General features: G+C 57.5%; 18 protein-coding genes and 1 pseudogene. 6 read left to right on the top strand and 13 right to left on the bottom strand.

Features of this window, described 5'->3' with window-relative positions:
• Window positions 1-6 precede the first annotated feature (6 nt).
• Entirely contained in the window at window positions 7-699 is a 693-nt protein-coding gene (locus EV665_RS30525; RefSeq protein WP_245507885.1) for an acyl-homoserine-lactone synthase, read from the top strand.
• 40 nt (window positions 700-739) lie between these two features.
• Here EV665_RS30525 and trbI read toward each other — a convergent pair whose 3' ends face one another.
• Genes trbI through trbB form a run of 11 tightly spaced genes read right to left on the bottom strand, consistent with a single transcriptional unit; the run spans window position 740 to window position 10,260 of the window.
• Entirely contained in the window at window positions 740-2,035 is a 1,296-nt protein-coding gene (gene trbI, locus EV665_RS30520) for an IncP-type conjugal transfer protein TrbI (protein ID WP_018326244.1), read from the bottom strand.
• Between the two features lie 12 nt (window positions 2,036-2,047).
• Window positions 2,048-2,491, bottom strand: a complete 444-nt coding sequence (gene trbH / locus EV665_RS30515) for a conjugal transfer protein TrbH (protein ID WP_133037041.1) — start codon at window positions 2,489-2,491, stop codon at window positions 2,048-2,050.
• Window positions 2,492-2,494: 3 nt separating this feature from the next.
• The gene (gene trbG, locus EV665_RS30510; protein ID WP_026203418.1) at window positions 2,495-3,325 is read right to left on the bottom strand and encodes a P-type conjugative transfer protein TrbG; all 831 of its coding nucleotides are present in this window, start codon (window positions 3,323-3,325) and stop codon (window positions 2,495-2,497) included.
• Window positions 3,326-3,340: 15 nt separating this feature from the next.
• A complete protein-coding gene (locus tag EV665_RS30505; protein WP_133037040.1) occupies window positions 3,341-4,003 on the bottom strand; it encodes a conjugal transfer protein TrbF in 663 nt (220 codons plus the stop codon).
• 21 nt (window positions 4,004-4,024) lie between these two features.
• Window positions 4,025-5,206 carry a P-type conjugative transfer protein TrbL gene (gene trbL, locus EV665_RS30500; RefSeq protein WP_133037039.1) on the bottom strand — a complete coding sequence of 394 codons (1,182 nt, stop codon included), beginning with the start codon at window positions 5,204-5,206 and terminating at the stop codon, window positions 4,025-4,027.
• Complete coding sequence (gene trbK / locus EV665_RS30495; RefSeq protein WP_018326239.1) at window positions 5,200-5,382, bottom strand: entry exclusion protein TrbK; 183 nt, start codon at window positions 5,380-5,382, stop codon at window positions 5,200-5,202. The genes trbL and trbK overlap by 7 nt, the downstream gene beginning before the upstream one ends.
• Window positions 5,379-6,182, bottom strand: a complete 804-nt coding sequence (trbJ, locus tag EV665_RS30490) for a P-type conjugative transfer protein TrbJ (protein ID WP_133037038.1) — start codon at window positions 6,180-6,182, stop codon at window positions 5,379-5,381. Before trbJ ends, trbK begins: the two co-directional genes overlap by 4 nt.
• Window positions 6,175-8,610 (bottom strand): conjugal transfer protein TrbE, encoded by a 2,436-nt coding sequence (locus EV665_RS30485; protein WP_133037042.1) that lies wholly within the window; start codon window positions 8,608-8,610, stop codon window positions 6,175-6,177. Before EV665_RS30485 ends, trbJ begins: the two co-directional genes overlap by 8 nt.
• 10 nt (window positions 8,611-8,620) lie before the next feature.
• On the bottom strand, window positions 8,621-8,920 hold the full coding sequence (locus EV665_RS30480; RefSeq protein ID WP_015647762.1) for a conjugal transfer protein TrbD: 300 nt from the start codon (window positions 8,918-8,920) through the stop codon (window positions 8,621-8,623).
• Window positions 8,913-9,305, bottom strand: coding sequence for a TrbC/VirB2 family protein (locus EV665_RS30475; protein WP_015647763.1), 393 nt, complete (start codon window positions 9,303-9,305; stop codon window positions 8,913-8,915). Before EV665_RS30475 ends, EV665_RS30480 begins: the two co-directional genes overlap by 8 nt.
• Entirely contained in the window at window positions 9,295-10,260 is a 966-nt protein-coding gene (trbB, locus tag EV665_RS30470; protein ID WP_052821131.1) for a P-type conjugative transfer ATPase TrbB, read from the bottom strand. The genes EV665_RS30475 and trbB overlap by 11 nt, the downstream gene beginning before the upstream one ends.
• Window positions 10,261-10,638: 378 nt before the next feature.
• Between trbB and repA the strand changes: the two genes are divergently transcribed.
• The 3 genes from repA (at window position 10,639) to repC (ending at window position 14,308) form a co-directional block, all read left to right on the top strand.
• Complete coding sequence (gene repA, locus EV665_RS30465) at window positions 10,639-11,826, top strand: plasmid partitioning protein RepA (protein WP_133037037.1); 1,188 nt, start codon at window positions 10,639-10,641, stop codon at window positions 11,824-11,826.
• 84 nt (window positions 11,827-11,910) lie between these two features.
• A complete protein-coding gene (gene repB / locus EV665_RS30460; RefSeq protein ID WP_018326378.1) occupies window positions 11,911-12,906 on the top strand; it encodes a plasmid partitioning protein RepB in 996 nt (331 codons plus the stop codon).
• A gap of 157 nt (window positions 12,907-13,063) precedes the next feature.
• Window positions 13,064-14,308, top strand: a complete 1,245-nt coding sequence (gene repC, locus EV665_RS30455; protein ID WP_133037036.1) for a plasmid replication protein RepC — start codon at window positions 13,064-13,066, stop codon at window positions 14,306-14,308.
• Between the two features lie 240 nt (window positions 14,309-14,548).
• Here the strand turns inward: repC and EV665_RS32990 are convergent.
• Window positions 14,549-14,746 (bottom strand): annotated as a pseudogene (locus tag EV665_RS32990) (integrase); the annotation flags it as partial.
• Between EV665_RS32990 and EV665_RS30445 the strand changes: the two are divergent.
• Window positions 14,704-15,096 carry an SDR family oxidoreductase gene (locus EV665_RS30445; protein WP_380688530.1) on the top strand — a complete coding sequence of 131 codons (393 nt, stop codon included), beginning with the start codon at window positions 14,704-14,706 and terminating at the stop codon, window positions 15,094-15,096. The pseudogene EV665_RS32990 and the gene EV665_RS30445 sit on opposite strands and share 43 nt — an antisense overlap.
• Here the strand turns inward: EV665_RS30445 and EV665_RS30440 are convergent.
• A complete protein-coding gene (locus EV665_RS30440; protein ID WP_133037035.1) occupies window positions 15,048-16,196 on the bottom strand; it encodes a site-specific integrase in 1,149 nt (382 codons plus the stop codon). The genes EV665_RS30445 and EV665_RS30440 overlap by 49 nt on opposite strands.
• Before the next feature lie 364 nt (window positions 16,197-16,560).
• On the opposite strand from EV665_RS30440, the gene EV665_RS30435 reads away from it, so the two are divergent.
• Window positions 16,561-16,881: a hypothetical protein gene (locus tag EV665_RS30435; RefSeq protein WP_133037034.1), complete on the top strand. Its 321-nt coding sequence runs from the start codon at window positions 16,561-16,563 to the stop codon at window positions 16,879-16,881.
• Window positions 16,882-16,933: the final 52 nt, after the last annotated feature.

Genomic DNA, 16,933 nt, shown 5'->3' with positions numbered 1-16,933 from the left:
ACCTCAATCGGGGAAATGATTGTAGCGCATGACATAAGCCATGGACTTAACGACAATCAGCAAGTCAGGGCAGACGGCCTTCGGCGGAGGGATACATTTCGCCTGCGAAAACGCGTCTTTCACGACCAGCTCGGATGGGCCGTCACAATCGACGGTGATTGCGAGCGCGACGAATACGATGCTCTGCGGCCGGCTTACCTGATGTGGTGCAATGATCGCGCGGATCGCCTTTATGGAACCCTGCGGCTGATGCCAACCACCGGCCCGACGCTTCTCTACGACGTCTTCCGCAACACGTTTGCGGGTGCAAACCTGATTGCACCCGGTATCTATGAGGGAACGAGAATGTGCCTCGATGAGGAAACACTTTCCGTGGATTTCCCGAGCCTGGAAACGGGCAAGGCTTTCGGCATGCTGTTGCTGGCTTTGTGCGAATGCGGATTGTCGCACGGTATCGAGACGCTGGTGTCGAACTACGAGCCGCACCTAGCGCGCGTCTATCGTCGGGCGGGGCTCGCCGTTGAAGAGGTTGGCCGCGCAGACGGCTATGGTCGCTCTCCGGTTTGCTGCGGTATCTTCGAGGTTTCAGAAGAAGTTCGCACGCGCATGCAGCAGACGCTTGGTGTCGCGGCTCCCCTTTATGCAGGATATCGGCCGCGCAAAATTGCGAACAGCGAGACCGTGCGCATATCGGCCTGATCCAGGAATTGTCCAAAGGGCGGTTGCGGCAACGTGTGCCTCAACCGCCATAATTTCCGGGAAAGACAATATCCTGGTCGACGAGAACGTTGAACTTGTAGCCCGGTCGGATCTGGATGGTGGGCTGAACATTCAGGTTCTTGGAAATCGTCTGCTCCGCGACGCGGCCGAAGGTCTCCGCAAAGTTTCTACGCGCCGCGTCAGAAGCCGTATCCTGTGTGGCGAGGGTCGAACTCTCCGGAACTGCCATATCGATGCCGGTACCTATGAGTGCAACAAGCGCTGCCGATCCAAAGGTTCGGAAATAATGATTGTTGACCTTGTCGGAGAAGCCGCCATAGCCCTGCGAGTCTGTTCCAGCCATGCCGCCGATCTGCAGTGTAGAGCCATTCGGGAAGATGACATCCGTCCAGACGACCAGAACGCGGCTTTGGCCAAACGAGACCTTGCTGTCATAGCGTCCGAGTAGTTTGGTACCCTGCGGAATGAGAAGAAAATGCCCGGTGGCGCTGTCGTAGATGTGCTGGCTCACCTGCGCTGTGATCCGGCCCGGCAAATCGGAGATGATGCCGGTAATCATGGTGGCCGGGATGACGGAGCCGCGCTTCAATTCATAGCGTGACTGTTGGGGTACAACCTGGTTCGGCAGGTAGCCGAGATCCTTGATGTCGGCGTTGAAGAAATCTTCCTTCGAAGTCTGTCCGTTCGGATCGGCATTCTGACCCATCAAACCCGATTTCATGGCCGCCGCATAGAGATCGGAGGCACCGTTATTGGTGGCCGGCTGCCGGTCTGTTGTCCTGGTGTGGTTGGAGATATTTCCCAGCTCCGAGATTTTGACCTTCAGCGGCGAGTCAAACGCAGTGGCACGGGCCTGAAGGCTGGCCATCCGCTGTCGTTGCTGTTCACGCAGGACTTGTTCGCGCTGCTCGCGGCGAAGTCGGGCCAGCCATTCTTCTTCCGACTCCATTTGGGGTCTGCGCTCTTCCCGTGCCTGCTGCTTTATCTGCTCCTCTTCAATCGGCTTGGCCTCCACTTTTGTCTGGGTTGCGGGCGTGGGCTGGAATACGGACTGCTCTTCGCGATCCCCGATGATGCCGTCTTTCACCCCGCGCTTCATCTGATCAGCGAAGGTCGAGGCCGGGACGTTCGAGCCTGCTTCATCCGGAATTCTGTCGCCGAACCGCAGTCCCCTGGATGAGATGCCGTAGACAAGGACACAGGCGACGACGACTGCGATACCGATGCCACAGAACACCGGCAGGCGATTGAGCCGTTTCATGCCCTTTTCCTGCGAGGCGCTGCTCGGATTGCCGAGCTGGAGCGACTGGACCATATCTGTCTCTCCTCAGTTTCGCTTCATCAATGAAAGCGGGCTTGCCGGCGTGGCGCCACCTGATGACACCGAATAGGCTCGCCCAAGCTCGAGTGTCTCGCTGGAAAGTCTTGCCAGCACCTGTCCATCAACGTCGATCAACGAATATGCCAGCTCGATCGGTTTGGCGGTCTCTTTCAATGAGCGCGCCTTGTCATCCGTCACGACAGTGAAACCCCACCCCTTCAACGCGGCCTCGAGCGCGGTCGCGAAATCCGATGCGTCGTTGTGAAGCCTGATTGGCGTCGCGGTTGACCCTGCCTGCTCGGCATAACGCCCAGCCATGTCGCCGGCGATCGCGCTTGCGGCGGGGCCTGTTAGCGTCGAAGGCGCAGCACTCGTCGTGAGCGCGTCAGTTCCGGTCTGGCAACCAGAGAGAAGAACGGCAGCGACAAAAGGAAAAAGGCAAAGGCGCATCGATCAGCCTCCCTTCCTGATGGTAATTTTCTGCTGACGCCAGCCGACGCCCGAAACGAGGACAGCCTTGTCGATATTGTAATCGACGATCATCATGTCGTTCTTCATCCGGTAGTTTACGATCCGGTTTTGCCCGCCAGAAACCACGAAGAGGACCGGCGCATCCTGACCGGAGAGCGTTCGCGGAAACTGTATGTAGGTCTTCTGCCCATCCGAATAGACGCGCTTCGGCTTCCAGGGCGCGCTGCCGCTCAGCGAATAGGCGAAGGCAAGTTGCTCTGGCGGTACGCCGCCGTCGGAATTGGTCATCGTCTGAATTCGAGCGTTGATGTCGGACAATCTCGTCGCGGCCTCTTCCGGATACTCGAAGCCGACCCGGGCCATATACTGGTTTGGATGCGATTTGAGCTGAATATGATAGGTGCGCCTCGACGTCGTCACCACCATCGACGTCACCAGACCCGCTTCAGACGGTTTGACGATCAGGTGAATTGCCTGGCCCCCTGCAGCACCGGATGTGGCCGGCTCGACCTTCCAGCGCACCGTGTCCCCAACAAGCACGTCGCGGACAATCTCCCCACCCTGAAGCTCGATGTCGCAGACCTGTAAAGGTGAGCAAACGACAGAGGGCTGCGTCTCACCGAACAGAAAGATGACTTTTCCGTCGGCACCAGTTGTTACCAGTCCCCGCTGACCACGCCATTTGTTGGAGAGGGTGGTTCCTTTCGCCTCATTCGTCGTCAGGCTCTGGGCAAAGCCCGATGTCGTCGCCGTGATCAAAAGCGCAAGTGCGGTCATGCAGCAAAGCGCTGCCCGATTTAACCTTGTATTCATTGAAGTCCCCTGCCCTTACAGTTGCGCGGTCCAGTCGAAGTCCTTGACATAGAGGCCGATGGGATTGAGCCGGATGGTCGCCTCGTCCTGGGGCGGGGTGATCGCTACCGTGGCTATGCCGCGAAATCGGCGTGTCGCGATTTCCTTGCCTTTGCGGTCCCGTTCGTACTCAGTCCAGTCGATCTGATAGGTCTGGTTCGACAGCGCGACGATGTTGTTCACCTCGATGGCGACGGTCGCATTCACGGCCTTTTCGAATGGCGAGTTGCCACGGAACCAGGCATTAATCTTCTGGGTCGATGGATCGCTTGTCCTGAGAAGCGCATAGGTCCTGTCGATGTATTGTTTCTGGACGACGGCATCCGGCGTGATCGAGCGGAAACTGGTGATAAAGCCGCCGAGCGTTGCCCGGATGACCCGGGCGTCGGCATATTCGATCTGCTGCGGAAATCCTGCCGAGACGGTGTTTCCGAGCTTGTCGACCTCGACGATGTACGGCACGAGTTTGACCTGCGTGCTCAGATACAGCGAGTAACTGAGACCGATCACCGCCATGCCGAGGCTCAAGATGCCGACCGTCCGCCATGCCGAGGCCGCCCTCACGTAAGAGCCGTATCGTTCCGACCATTCCTGCCTTGCGGCAAGATACGGGTTCTCCGGGGCGCGTTGCGCTGCCATATTATTTTCCCTGTCTTGAATTTACGATTTATCCTGCCGCTCCGGCGGCTGACCTGGTGAGGCTCCCTTGCCGCGAGCCTGGTCGAGCTTCGCGTTCGCTAGGCCAAGGATGGAGCCAGCATAGGCACCGGGCGACCCGATCGCCTTCTCCTTGGCTGCGGATCCTGCGGCCTGCCCGGCCGAGCCAAGGCCTGCACCCACTCCGCGAATAGCCGCTCCTCCAAAGGATGATCCGGCGGCCCGCGCCGCTTGACCTGCTGCAAATCCTGCTCCGGCCGCACCTGCGGCCAGGAAGGCTCCGCCAGTCGCGAAAGACGCCGCCTGCCCACCGTGCTGAATGGCTTCCATCCCGCCGGAAACAGACGCCCCCTGAACGACGCCCTGCATGATGTTTGGAACATACATCGCGATGATAAACACAACGACCGAGATGCCGGCGATCGCAAGTGTCGTGATGAACTGGTCGGTCTCGGCGGTTGGGGCCTGAGCAAGTCCCAAGAGGACTCCGGAGCCGATTTTAGCGATCATGACCAACGCCATGAGCTTCATGCCAACGCCGAAAGCATAAACGAGATATCGGACAGCAAAGTCCTTGGTGAACGAGGATCCACCGAGGCCGAGCATAATCATTCCCGCGAGTAGGCCGACATACATCTCGACCATCACAGCCACGAAAATCGCTGCCACCAGCGAGAAGCAGATCACAACAATACCCATGGCGAGAACGGCTGCGATCGCAAGAGCATTATCCTCGAAGACACCGAACTTGGCCTGTTCCGACATCTGCGAAGCGACACGGATACCCGCATCGAACACCTCCGCAGGCGAAGCTGACCCGCTGCCGGCCCCGATCTGATAGAGACTATCGACAACAGCTTTGGCAAACGTCGGTCCCTGGGTCAAAACAAAGGCAAAAAAGCCGATGAACATGATCCTCCGCACAAGCTCAGCGAACCAGCTGTCGAGGGATGCCGACTGAATGGCGAGCCACACCGCGGCAATCCCTACCTCTATTCCGGCGAGGATCCAGAACAGAGACCTTGCCGCATCCATGATGGTTGTTTCCCAACCCTTGGCAGCGGAAGAAACCTGATTTTCAAGCTCTGTGAGGACTTGGCCCTGCTGTGCAAACGCAGGGCCGGCCAGCATAAGGCAGGCAAGTCCAGTTGCGAAAAAGATCAACTCGATCCGTGCCCTCACCATCTTGGACGCATTTCCTGGCCCTTTTCGATCGGGGGCAGGTCCTTTTTCACACCGAAAAATTTCTCGCTCTTTTTGGATGAGGATCTCTCGTCGGACTTCATGATGAATACCGTTGCTGCTGACACTGACGCCGCCGCGACCAAAAGCGCGATAGCAATGACGATCGCGCGGCTCACCAGCGGGGCTCCATCTTCTGACCTTCGGGGACGGCACTGGTATCCGCGTTGAAGAACTTTTCCCGTCGTGCCTGTGCCAGATCCTCGTCGGTTTGCTCGCTTTGCAGCCACGTCCCCATCATCGTCATCTGCTGGGATACGAGACCACGCAGCTTTTGCGTTTGTGCAACCTGCTGCGCTGCAATCTCGTGGCCGACCTGGAGAGCTTTCATTTGGCCATCGGCAGATTCTGACATGTTTCTGAGGGAGCCCATCGTATCCTCCTCGCTGTCGAACTGGTCAGCCGTCAGGCTCGCAGCCTTAAGTGTGCTGGCGATGGTGTCGCGGTTGGTGTCTGACCAACGGGCGTAGTTCGAGGATAGGTCCGTCCCGTTGCCGGCGGCAGTCTGAAGATCAGCATAGGATTGAAAGCGCTGCTTCAGCACATCATCTGCGCTCCCCATCGAGAAAGAGATGCTCTGTCCCTGATCGATGATCTCGCGGAGCTGATTGAGATCGCTCTCCACCTGCCCCCAGATATGATCGGGCAGCTGCGCCGTGTTTTGCAGCATGTTTTCGTAGATGTTCAGCTGGTTCTGGATCTGCTCGGCCAGCTGACTGATCTGTGTCAGCTGATTGTCGACTTGCAGGCCGGAGCTTTTAAGGAGGTCGACGAGCTGTGCATTGTTGGCAAGCTGTGTCCACTCGGTTGCAGCGCCCGTCGCTGAGCCGGCAAATGCTGGTGCCGAAGCGCAGACTGCAAAAGCTGCCACGACAGCGGTGGCGGATTTTCTTCTGAGCGATAGGATATGGTCAAGCATAGCGATTGATCCCTCTTTCATTGAGCCATTGGGTTGGCCAGTCTTTGCCGAAGGTTGAGAGAAGTTCCCGGATCCGAGCGAGGTCGGCTTTGCCGGAAGCACCGACGAAGGAGAGGGTGAGCGGCCCCAGCGCCATATCAAAAAGACGGCGTCCGTCCGGCGACGTCACGTAATATTCCCGCTTTGGAATAGCGGCTGCGACGATTTCGATCTGGCGAGGATTAAAGCCGATGCGCTCATAGAATTCTCGTGTCCCGGACTCGCGGGCAGCCCCATTCGGGAGGCAGATCTTGGTTGGGCAGGATTCCTTCAGGACATCGATGATGCCCGAGCGCTCTGCGTCCGAAATTGACTGTGTGGCGAGAACGACAGCGCAGTTTGCCTTTCGCAGCACCTTCAGCCACTCGCGGATCTTGTCGCGGAACACCGGGTGGCCGAGCATCAGCCAAGCCTCATCGAGAATGATGAGGCTTGGTGCCCCCGTGAGCCGTTTTTCGATCCGGCGAAACAGATAGGTCAGCACGGGGACGAGATTTCGCTCGCCCATATTCATCAGTTGCTCGATCTCGAAGCACTGGAACAGACCGAGGGTTAGCGAATCCCGTTCAGCGTCGAGAAGTTGGCCCATGGGGCCATCAACAGTGTAGTGGTGCAACGCGTCCTTGATCTCTCGCATCTGCACGCCGCTCACAAAATCCGACAGCGACCGGCCTGGAGCCCCCGCCATCAAACCGATCTGCCGAGATATGGCGTTTCGGTAGTCCGGGTTGACCGGGACACCCTGCAGGGAGACGAGTGTTTCGATCCACTCGGAAGCCCAGGCGCGGTCGGTCTCGGTCGAGAGGTCGGAGAGAGGGCAAAAGGCAAGCCTAGCCCCCTCCCCTGCCTCGCCGCCGATTTCGTAATGATTACCATCAACGGCCAGCGTCAGCGGCAGAATAGAGTTGCCTTTGTCGAAGGCGAAAACCTGCGCACCCTTATACCGGCGAAATTGCGCTGCGATGAGCGCGAGAAGCGTTGACTTGCCCGAACCGGTTGGTCCGAAAATAAGCGTATGCCCGACATCATCCACATGAAGGTTCAGTCGGAAGGGTGACGATCCGGAAGCCACCTGCGTCAGTGGCGGCGCGTCGGGTGGATAGAACGGGCAGGGCGCAAGTGGACTGCCCGACCAGACGGAATTGAGGGGGATGAGGTCCGCGAGGTTGCGGGTGTTTATTAGCGGTTCCCGGATGTTGCAGTACCAGTTGCCTGGCAGGCTCCCGAGGAATGCGTCCGTCGCATTCAACGTCTCGATCCGCGCGCCAAATCCCTCAGCCTGGATCAACCTTCGAACCGACTCAGCTTTATCGGCGAGCTTTTCTCTGCTCTCGTCGAATAGAATGATGACCGGCGTGTAGTAGCCATAAGCGACCAGCTGCGAAGAAGCCTCGGCGATCGCGTCTTCAGTCTCAGCGACCATGGCCATTGCGTCCTGGTCAACCGATCGGCTTTGCGTCTGGAAGAGTTGGTCGAAGAACGGCCGCACCTTCTGTTGCCATTTCTTGCGCGTGCGCTCCAACCGCTGTTTGGCTTCCTCGGCATCCAGAAAGATAAAGCGTGACGACCAGCGATAGGTGAGCGGCAAGAGATCGAGGCTATTCAAGATGCCTGGCCAGCTCTCGGCCGGCAAACCGTCGATCGCAATCGCGCTGAGGAACCGGTTTTCGACTTTCGGGGTAAGGCCGTGCTCTAGCTCCGCGGTCGCCAGCCAATCCAAATACATGGGAATTTCAGGCAGACGGACTGGGTGGTTTTCACCAGTGATGCAGAACCGGATGAACTGGAACAGCTCATCGTAGCGGGCAATGCGGGTGCCACCGCGTTCCGGCACCTCACGCGTCCGCATACGCTCAATGGAGATGACGTTGCCGAGGTATTGCTCAATCTCTCGGGTGGAGCGCCTGAAACTGTCGAGCACCGTGTCGGCATAGGTCGCCGTCCGGCTCTCAGTGTCCGAGTAGATATAACGCGTGACGCCAGATCGCCGGCGCTCGGGAGGGCGATATGTCAGGACGAGCGCATGCCGGCTCTCGAAATGCCCGCGCTCTTGTTCGAAGTGCTTGCGCCGCTCATCATCGATCATTCGAGTGACAGCATCGGGGAAATGACTGCGTTCCGCAGAAGGATAGTCAGTTGTTGGGATGCGCACGGCCTCGACCTGGATCATCCAGCCGGAACCTAGCCGTGAAAGGATCGTATTGATCTGACGGGACAGATCGTTGCGCTCGAAATCCGTGGCGCTCTCGGAGTCAGGGCCGGCAAAATACCACCCCGCCATGAGACTTCCGTCCTTGAGAAGAATGGTCCCATTGTCGACCAGTCCGGCATAGGGCACGAGATCGGCGAACGACGGTGCAGACGGGCGAAGGGAACACAAAGCGACCATCATGGCACCTCTAAAAACGCCGCCACGGCGAAGACGTGGGCAGGTAGTGATGCCGGTAGCGCAAATGCCGCACGTAGACATGACGCATGAGGGGATCGGATTTTGCCATCATGCGCAGTGCGCCGACGATCACGAACCAGATGGCGATGCCGAACAGCGCTGAATACAGGGTGAGCACGACGAAGATCAGGATGATCGCCACCAGCCCTGTGACAAGCAGGAGCTCTCGGTCTGCCCCCATCAGCAGATTCGGTCGTGAAAGAGCGCGGTGAATGCGATTGCGTTGGAGAGCGGAATGCGGCTCACCCATTGGCCCCCTCCCCTCTTGCAACGGACATCGGCTGGGAAACGGTCCCTGGCAAACTTGTGGCAGTGATGCCGATCGACGCGCCGGTCGCACCGAACAGTCCGACAATCGTCGTCGCCCCCAGCAGGATACCGGCGACCAGTACGATGTAGACGAGGCGTCGCGCGAAATCGTTGAGCTCGCCGCCGAAGATCAGCATTCCGCCGGCGATCGCCATGGCGGCGAGGGCAATTGCTCCTGCGACTGGCCCAGTGATGGATTCCTGAATCTGTTCAAGCGGCCCCTCCCAGGGAAGACTCCCACCGGAACTGGCAAGGGCTGGCGCGGCAAGCGCCGCGCAGAACATCGCAGCGAGCAGTCCGAGGCGAAAAGAGCGATTATGCAGCATGAATGTCCTCATCAATTTGAGCGTAATGTTCGGTCTGGTACCGGCTACCGCTGAAGCCCTCGACATTGATGACCTCTCGTACCCGTCTCCCCCTCCCCGCGCGCTCGATCGAGATGACAAGATCAACGGCCTCGCCGATCACAGCCTGCATCGGTTGCTGGCTGACCTCGGCGGTCAGTTGCTCCAGACGACGCAAGGCGGACATGGCGGTATTGGAGTGGACGGTGGTGACGCCACCGGGATGGCCAGTATTCCAGGCTTTCAGCAGCGTTAGTGCGGCGCCGTCGCGGACTTCGCCAACGATGATGCGGTCGGGACGGAGGCGCATGGTGCTCTTGAGCAGTCGCGCCATATCGATCGTGTCACTGGTATGCAGGCACACCGCATTCTCTGCCGCACACCGGATTTCCGCAGTATCTTCAAGAATGACCATGCGGTCGTCCGGCGCTGAGGCTATGATTTCAGCGATCACGGCATTGGCGAGAGTCGTTTTGCCCGAACCCGTTCCACCCGCGATCACGATATTGAGCCGATTCGCGATTGCGCTCCTGATCACTGTGGCTTGCGCCTCCGTCATCACCTTGTCAGCGATATAGTCGTCGAGTGGGATCAGCCTGGAGGCTCTGCGCCTGATCGTGAACGTTGGGGACGCGACAACCGGGGGCAGCAACCCTTCAAAGCGGTGTCCGCCAATGGGAAGTTCGCCCGAAATGATCGGCCGCTCATCGTCCGCCTCAGATTGTAGAGCGTGTGCGACGGAGCCGATGATTGTTTCCGCTGCTGTCGCAGCCATCTCACCCGCGGGCGCAATGCCCTGCCCTAACCGCTCGATGAAAACTTTACCGTCCGGGTTGAGCATGATCTCGACGACGCCAGGGTCGTCGAGGGCGATACATAAACGATCGCCCAGTGCTTCTTGAAGCTTGCGCACAAGGCGGGAATGCGACTGAAGCATTGCAGCTTTCTCCTCGCTGATTGGTTTGTGAGGGAAAAGAGCCGCGCCACGCTTTGATGTCCACGTACAAATTTGTGGGTCGCCTGCGTGAGGTGATTCCGTCAGGTTCCCATCGATTCTCTCAATGGGCTTCTGGGTCGCCTCAGATAAGGGCGGAAAAATCTGAGGAAAGAAAGGACATGGACGATGGCGATGAAATGCTCAACACACTGAAATATAACACCTAATCACGCGTTTTTGCGATGGTCTTGGATCATCTTAAGACATTGTTAACTTTAAATTCCTTGTCGCGCAGGGGGAATCGGACGATAGTTGCGCAAATTATGGCTTTATGGCCATTTTTTCGAAAGTGACGCCATCTAGGAAATAGTTTGCAAAATGAGCCAGCTGCCCAACAGATTTGACGTCGAGATCGCCCAGCAAGGGGCAAAGATCTCAAGCGCGTTGCATATGCTGCGCAGCCAACAGTATCCGCCGGACGCTCGTAAGGGATTACGCAAGTTTCAGCTCGGCGAGGTCGCCGATTTCATGGGTGTGACCCAAAGCCATCTCCGACAAATCCATTCCGAAGGGAAAGGCCCGGAGATCGAATCGGTCAGCGGTCGCCGATATTATACGGCCGATCAAATGCGGGAGCTTCGCGAATATCTCGAAGCCAACAAAAAATCCGACAAGCGCTATTATGTTCCTCAACGTCGCGAAGGCGAGCCGATGCAAGTCGTTTCGGTCGTGAACTTCAAAGGTGGAAGCGGGAAGACAACGACCGCCGCACACTTAGCACAGTATCTCGCCCTCACCGGTCACCGTGTGCTTGCCATTGATCTAGATCCCCAGGCGTCGCTAACGTCACTGTTCGGCATTCAGCCCGAACTCGATGATACAGCGTCCCTATACGAAGCGCTTCGTTTCGATGAGGAGCGAAAGCCAATATCAGCGGTAATTCAGTCGACCAATATTCCAGGACTAGACGTTGTACCGGCGAATCTTGTGCTGCAGGAATTTGAATACGATGTGCCACTGTCAATTTCTTCTCGAAAAGGTGACGAGGGTCGGTTGTTCCACATGCGCATCGTCAATGCGCTTAAAGAGGTGGACGACAAGTATGACGTGGTTGTCATCGACTGCCCGCCGCAGCTCGGCTACCTTACTATCACCGCGTTGATGGCTTCCACAGGCATCCTGATTACAATCCATCCCCAGATGTTGGACATCATGTCGATGAGCCAGTTCCTACAGATGCTGGGAGGGATTATGACCCCTGTTGCAGAGGCTGGTGCCGAAATCAGGGTGGAATGGTTCCGCTACCTCGTGACACGCTTTGAGCCGACCGACATTCCGCAAGCGCAGATGGTCGGTTTCATGCAGTCGATGTTTGCTCAGCAGATGCTGCGAAACCACGTTCTTAAATCTACCGCTATTTCTGACGCTTCAATCAAAAAGCAGACTTTGTACGAGGTCGAGCGGGGAGAGTTCGTTCGGTCTACTTACGATCGAGCAATGGAAAGCCTGAATGCCGCAAATGGTGAAATTGTCGACCTGATACACAATGTTTGGGGGCGGAAATGACAAACTTGTCAGCCGTTTTTTTTCCTATTTTTGCAAGGCGAAATAATGCCTTAGCGGAGTTGAAGTCAAAGCTGGAGTTCGGTCATGGCGCGTGACAATCCATTTGCGAAGCTTGATATAGCGTCGATATCGACCGACAAATCTCCCGTAAAGCCTGGATACGCGATGACGGGCGCCGCGAAGACGGTTGTGCGATCGATTGAAGATCTCGCCGAAAACACCAAGAAGCTCATGGAGGGCGAGGTCGTCGTGGAGCTGGATCCGCGGCTGCTGGATGTATCATTCGTGGCCGATCGGCTGTCGGATGAGGGCGAAGAATACCAGGAGCTCAAACAGGCGATCAAAGAATCCGGTCAGACGACACCAATCCTGGTTCGGCCTAGCTCGTATGACAGCCAACGCTTCATGGTCGTTTTCGGGCACCGTCGACTCAAGGTCGCCAAAGAGCTCGGGATTTCGGTCAAGGCGGTTGTCAAAAAACTTGACGACATCACGTCCGCAATCGCCCAAGGGCAGGAAAACTCTGCCCGCTCAAACTTATCCTTCATCGAACGTGCGTACTTCGCACAGAACCTGCTTGCGTCCAACATGACGAAGGACGTGGTGCGGTCGTCTCTCGCGATCGACGAGGCGATGTTGTCCAAGATGCTCGGTGTCGTGGAAGTGGTCCCTGCTGCGATCATCAAAGCTCTCGGTGCGTCCAAAAAAATCGGGCGCGACAAGTGGCTTAGCCTGCGTCAACTACTTCTCGTTCCTGCCCTCTTGAAGGTTGCCACTGAATTTACGGAGACCGCAGGGTTTGTTGAACTGGCAGAAGAGAAGCGGTTCGACGAACTTCATGATTACCTGAAGCGCTACAAGGTCAAATCGGCTGCTAAGAAGCCCAAGGGCAACGCATCCGGGAGGGATTGGACGTCGAGCGACAGTTCACTGAATTTCGTAATGAACACCAAATCGAAGAAGGTTGCGATTGAGCTTTCGAATGTCGAAGCGAAGCCCTTCAGCGACTGGCTTTCGGGCCGGATGGACCGTTTGTATGACGAGTACAAACGGTCAAAAACCGAACGCAACGGAGATTAAACCGCAAAAGAAAAAGGCCCCCAAACGGTAAACCGTGGAAGCCTCTCTCGTCATCTCTAGCAGGATCGAGAATCGCATTTCCCGGAATCGCAGTCAAGAGTGTTGGCACCGATTTGGTGAGCGAATTTCTTTTGCCTAGAGAAAGGTGAGAGAAAAAATGCAAACGGGACATGTAACGACGCCTTTTGGGCGGCGACCGGCTACTCTTGCCCTAGTTAAGGGGCAACTGGCCATCACAGCACCGAGCCCAGGCGCACGCGTAGAAAAGTGGAAAGTGTTTCGTGACGTGTGTGAGGCGAGGGAGCGCTTCGGTCTGCAAGACAGAGCGCTCGCTGTTCTCGATGCTCTCTTGACGTTCTACCCTGAGCCACAGCTCGACCAGGATCATGGACTTGTCGTGTTTCCATCTAATGCGCAGCTATCTGTCCGCGCTCATGGGATCACAGAAAGCACACTCCGCCGGCAACTCGGAGCACTGGTCGATGCCGGACTTATCCAGCGCCGGGATAGTCCAAACGGCAAGCGTTACGCGCATCGCAGTCGAGATGGCATAATTGAGCAGGCATACGGCTTCGATCTCAGCCCGCTGCTCACGCGCGCGGCGGAGCTTGCCCTACTTGCGCAGGAAGTCGCAGCAGAACGTGTACGCTTCCGCAGGGCAAAAGAAGCACTGACGATCTGCCGTCGCGATGTCCGTAAGCTGATTACGGCTGCGATCGAAGAAGGAGCGTCAGGAAACTGGCTGGACGTCGAGATGATGTATGTTGGAATTCTTGGTCGACTACCTCGTTATCCCGACAGAACCCAGGTCGAAGCAACACTCGACGAGATGGAGCTTTTGAGGAATGAAGTCATCAACCTCCTGGAGATGCAGTTAAATACCGACTATATGCACGGCAATGCCATTCAAAATGAATGCCACATACAGAATTCAAATACCGAATCTATCTATGAACTTGAACCTAGCTCTGGAAAAGAGCAGGGCGAAAGCTTGCCGGAAGAGCCGCCAGCCAAGAGGATAGGCGTTGAACAAAAAAGGGCGAATGCAGAACAGATCAAGTCGTTTCCGCTCGGTATGGTCCTTCGAGCTTGCCCCCAGATCGTAGACTATGGGCCGGGCGGTAGCATATCGAATTGGCGCGAGTTGATGACGGCGGCCGTAGTGGTCCGCTCAATGCTCGGAGTAAGTCCCTCAGCCTACGAAGAGGCCTGCAATGCGATGGGGCCGCAGAATGCTGCCGCGGCAATGGCGTGCATCCTAGAGCGCTCGAACTACATCAACTCGGCCGGTGGTTATCTACGTGATCTGACTAAACGCTCGGAACGAGGAGAGTTTTCAATTGGGCCTATGCTGATGGCGCTGCTCAAGGCAAACGGCGATGGCAACCGGCTTGCGGGTTAGCGATGTCAATAAGCGCAATGTGTTGAACCTAGATGACGAGGTAGGGCTCTCATACAACCGCTACAATCTTGTCAGCCGTTTTTTTCGGAATTTTCCTCATAAATTACTGATGCTTATACGAGATGAGTGCGCGTAATTTCTCGTTGAATTGATGGCTGGGCCTGGTCTATGCCAATCGACGCGAGAGCGGCTTTCACGCTACCGGACGACGAAAGCTTTATCGTGGGTAGACGCCTGCCTTCACAGCAAACGTGCAGCACGACCGCTTCGACGGGTAGCGCTATTGTAATAGCTCGACGCCTGCTGCACTGAACGATGCCTCGACTGCTCCATGGCTTCGGGGAGGGGTATACCGCGGTTAGCCGCTTCGGTCAGATATCCTGATCGTAGCCCATGTGCCGAAAACTCCGCAGGCTCCAGCCCTGCAAAGCTACGCCGCAGCAAAGGCGGCGCTTGTCAGCTTCACCCGAAGCTGGGCCCTTGAACTGGCTGCGGGCGGAATAACGGTGAACGCCGTTTCGCCGGGGCCAACGGAGACGGCGTTGTTTTCGGGCGAACAATCCTGTCGGCAGCGAGAGCGAAGCGCGTTACCTCTTCGGCGTTCCAATGGGCCGCTTCGGAAGACCGGAGGAAGTCGCTGGGGCAGACGCTTCATGTCGATGGCGGGGCCTCAATCGGCAAGTCTTCGTTGTAGATTCACCGCGGTCTATCTCGAGGCGGTGCCGGCCGATCCGCGTCATCAAAGCATACGCGCAGCGCGCCCGCTTCGGCGGGTCGCGTTGTTGTAATAGCTGGAGGCCTGTTGCACCGAACGGTGTCGCGACTGCTCCATTGCTTCGGGGAGGGGGATCCCGCGGTTGGCGGCTTCCGTAAGATATCCCGACCGCAACCCATGCGCCGAGAATTCCGCAGGGTCGAGTCCAGCCATCTCGGCCCGCTGCTTGACGATCGCATTGACCGCGCCCGGCTCCAGCGCCCGCCTCGAGACATTGCCCCAACGATCGATCTTCCGAAAAATACTCCCGCCTTCGATTTTCGCCGCCGCAAGCCAGGCGTTCAGCGCATCCACGGGCCGGCCCGTCAGATAAACGACCTCATCGTGTTCAGCGCCTGACGTTTTGGTGCGACCCAGATGGATGGCGAGAGAGGGGAGGGGAGGGCCGCCTTCGACGGGGATGGGGGGCTCGGCGGTGAGCTGGTCTCTGCGCAAACCGGCAATCTCGCTGCGACGGCGACCGCCCGATGCAAAGGCCACCATCAAGATCGCTTGATCACGGATATCACGATGGCTGTCTGTGCCGCAGGTGGCGAGCATTTTGGTCAGAACGTCGCCGGTGACCGCCTTGGCGCTCTTGCGTTTTCTTGGACGCGGCGTTGCACGGACGGCGAGGCGTATCGCGGATTTGAGCGACGGGGACGAGAAGACGCCGGTGAGGCCACGCCATTTCGTCAGCGTCGACCAGCTGGCAAGTCGCCGCCGCACGGTGTCGGGCGCATGCGGCCCGGACGCGCGAAGGAAGCCTTGCTCGCGCAGGCTCCGCTCGACATCAGCTGGCATGCCGTGGTGAGGATCGATGCCGCGCTGTTCCGGCTGCCAGAGATGGTGGGCGACAAATTTTAGCAGTAGCGCCTCGGGCGCAGGCCACGGGAGGCAAGCGCCGGTCGCGGCGCGCGACCAGGCCTGCAGATAGGCGAGGTCGGAGGTCAGCGCGCGCAGGGTGTTTTCGCCCATGCCTTCATTGACCAGATGGCGCAGCGTTTCGATGTCCTGGTCGGTGAGCAGTTCGGCCAGTTCGTCGCGCCGGTCGATCGGCAGCACGCTGGCAATGGTGTCGAGTTCATCGGCGCGGCGATCGACGGCGGTCTTTGAACGGGACGGTATGGCCATAGAAAACCTCCGGATCGACGGTTTTGACGGCCGAGCGACCGTGGATTGACCGGATTCTTCCTGATTTGCGGCGCGAAATCAATCACCTCCGATAACAGATACTTATCGGGGGTCAGGGACCCTGGGTTCATTTATATGAGGTACGGAACTGTAATCGATAGATAGCTTTCGCTTAACGAATCATTTACCATAAATTCAATGTCTTATGATGTCGCCAGATTACCCATCCAGAGCCTGCTACGGCCGATCTCCGAGGCGGCTGTCGCTTTTACTTCCCGATTTCAATTGAAACGCTAAGCTAAAAATCTGCTACCGAATAATGCCTCTTTCGCCCCGCCTTGGAGTAGGGGAGGGGATACGCACGATGTTCTTCTGCCGCCGCAATGAGTTGGCCGAACGGGCGCATGGCGGTAAATCGGTCCAAGCAGGAGGGATCGGATTCGGGATGAGCTGGAAACTGAAGCGCGTCAGGCAATGTGCGAAATGTCCCTGGAAGGTTTCCACGAACCCCCACGATATTCCGGACGGCTACAGCGAGGCGCTGCATCGCTCGCTCGCCAGCACCATCGCGGAGCCCGGATCGCTTGAAGGCACCGGTCGCGCCATGGCCTGCCATGAGCATCGTTTGGGAGAAGAAGCTCACTGGCGTCACGACACGAAAGTGGAGAATCTGTCCGACTTTTAAGAACGTATCCGGAATTCAGGTTGGTTTAACCGTGGATGTCGTTGCTTTTTCG

This window comes from Shinella granuli, from assembly GCF_004341885.1.
Lineage (GTDB): Bacteria > Pseudomonadota > Alphaproteobacteria > Rhizobiales > Rhizobiaceae > Shinella > Shinella granuli.
This window is presented reverse-complemented; position numbering and strand designations above follow the sequence as displayed.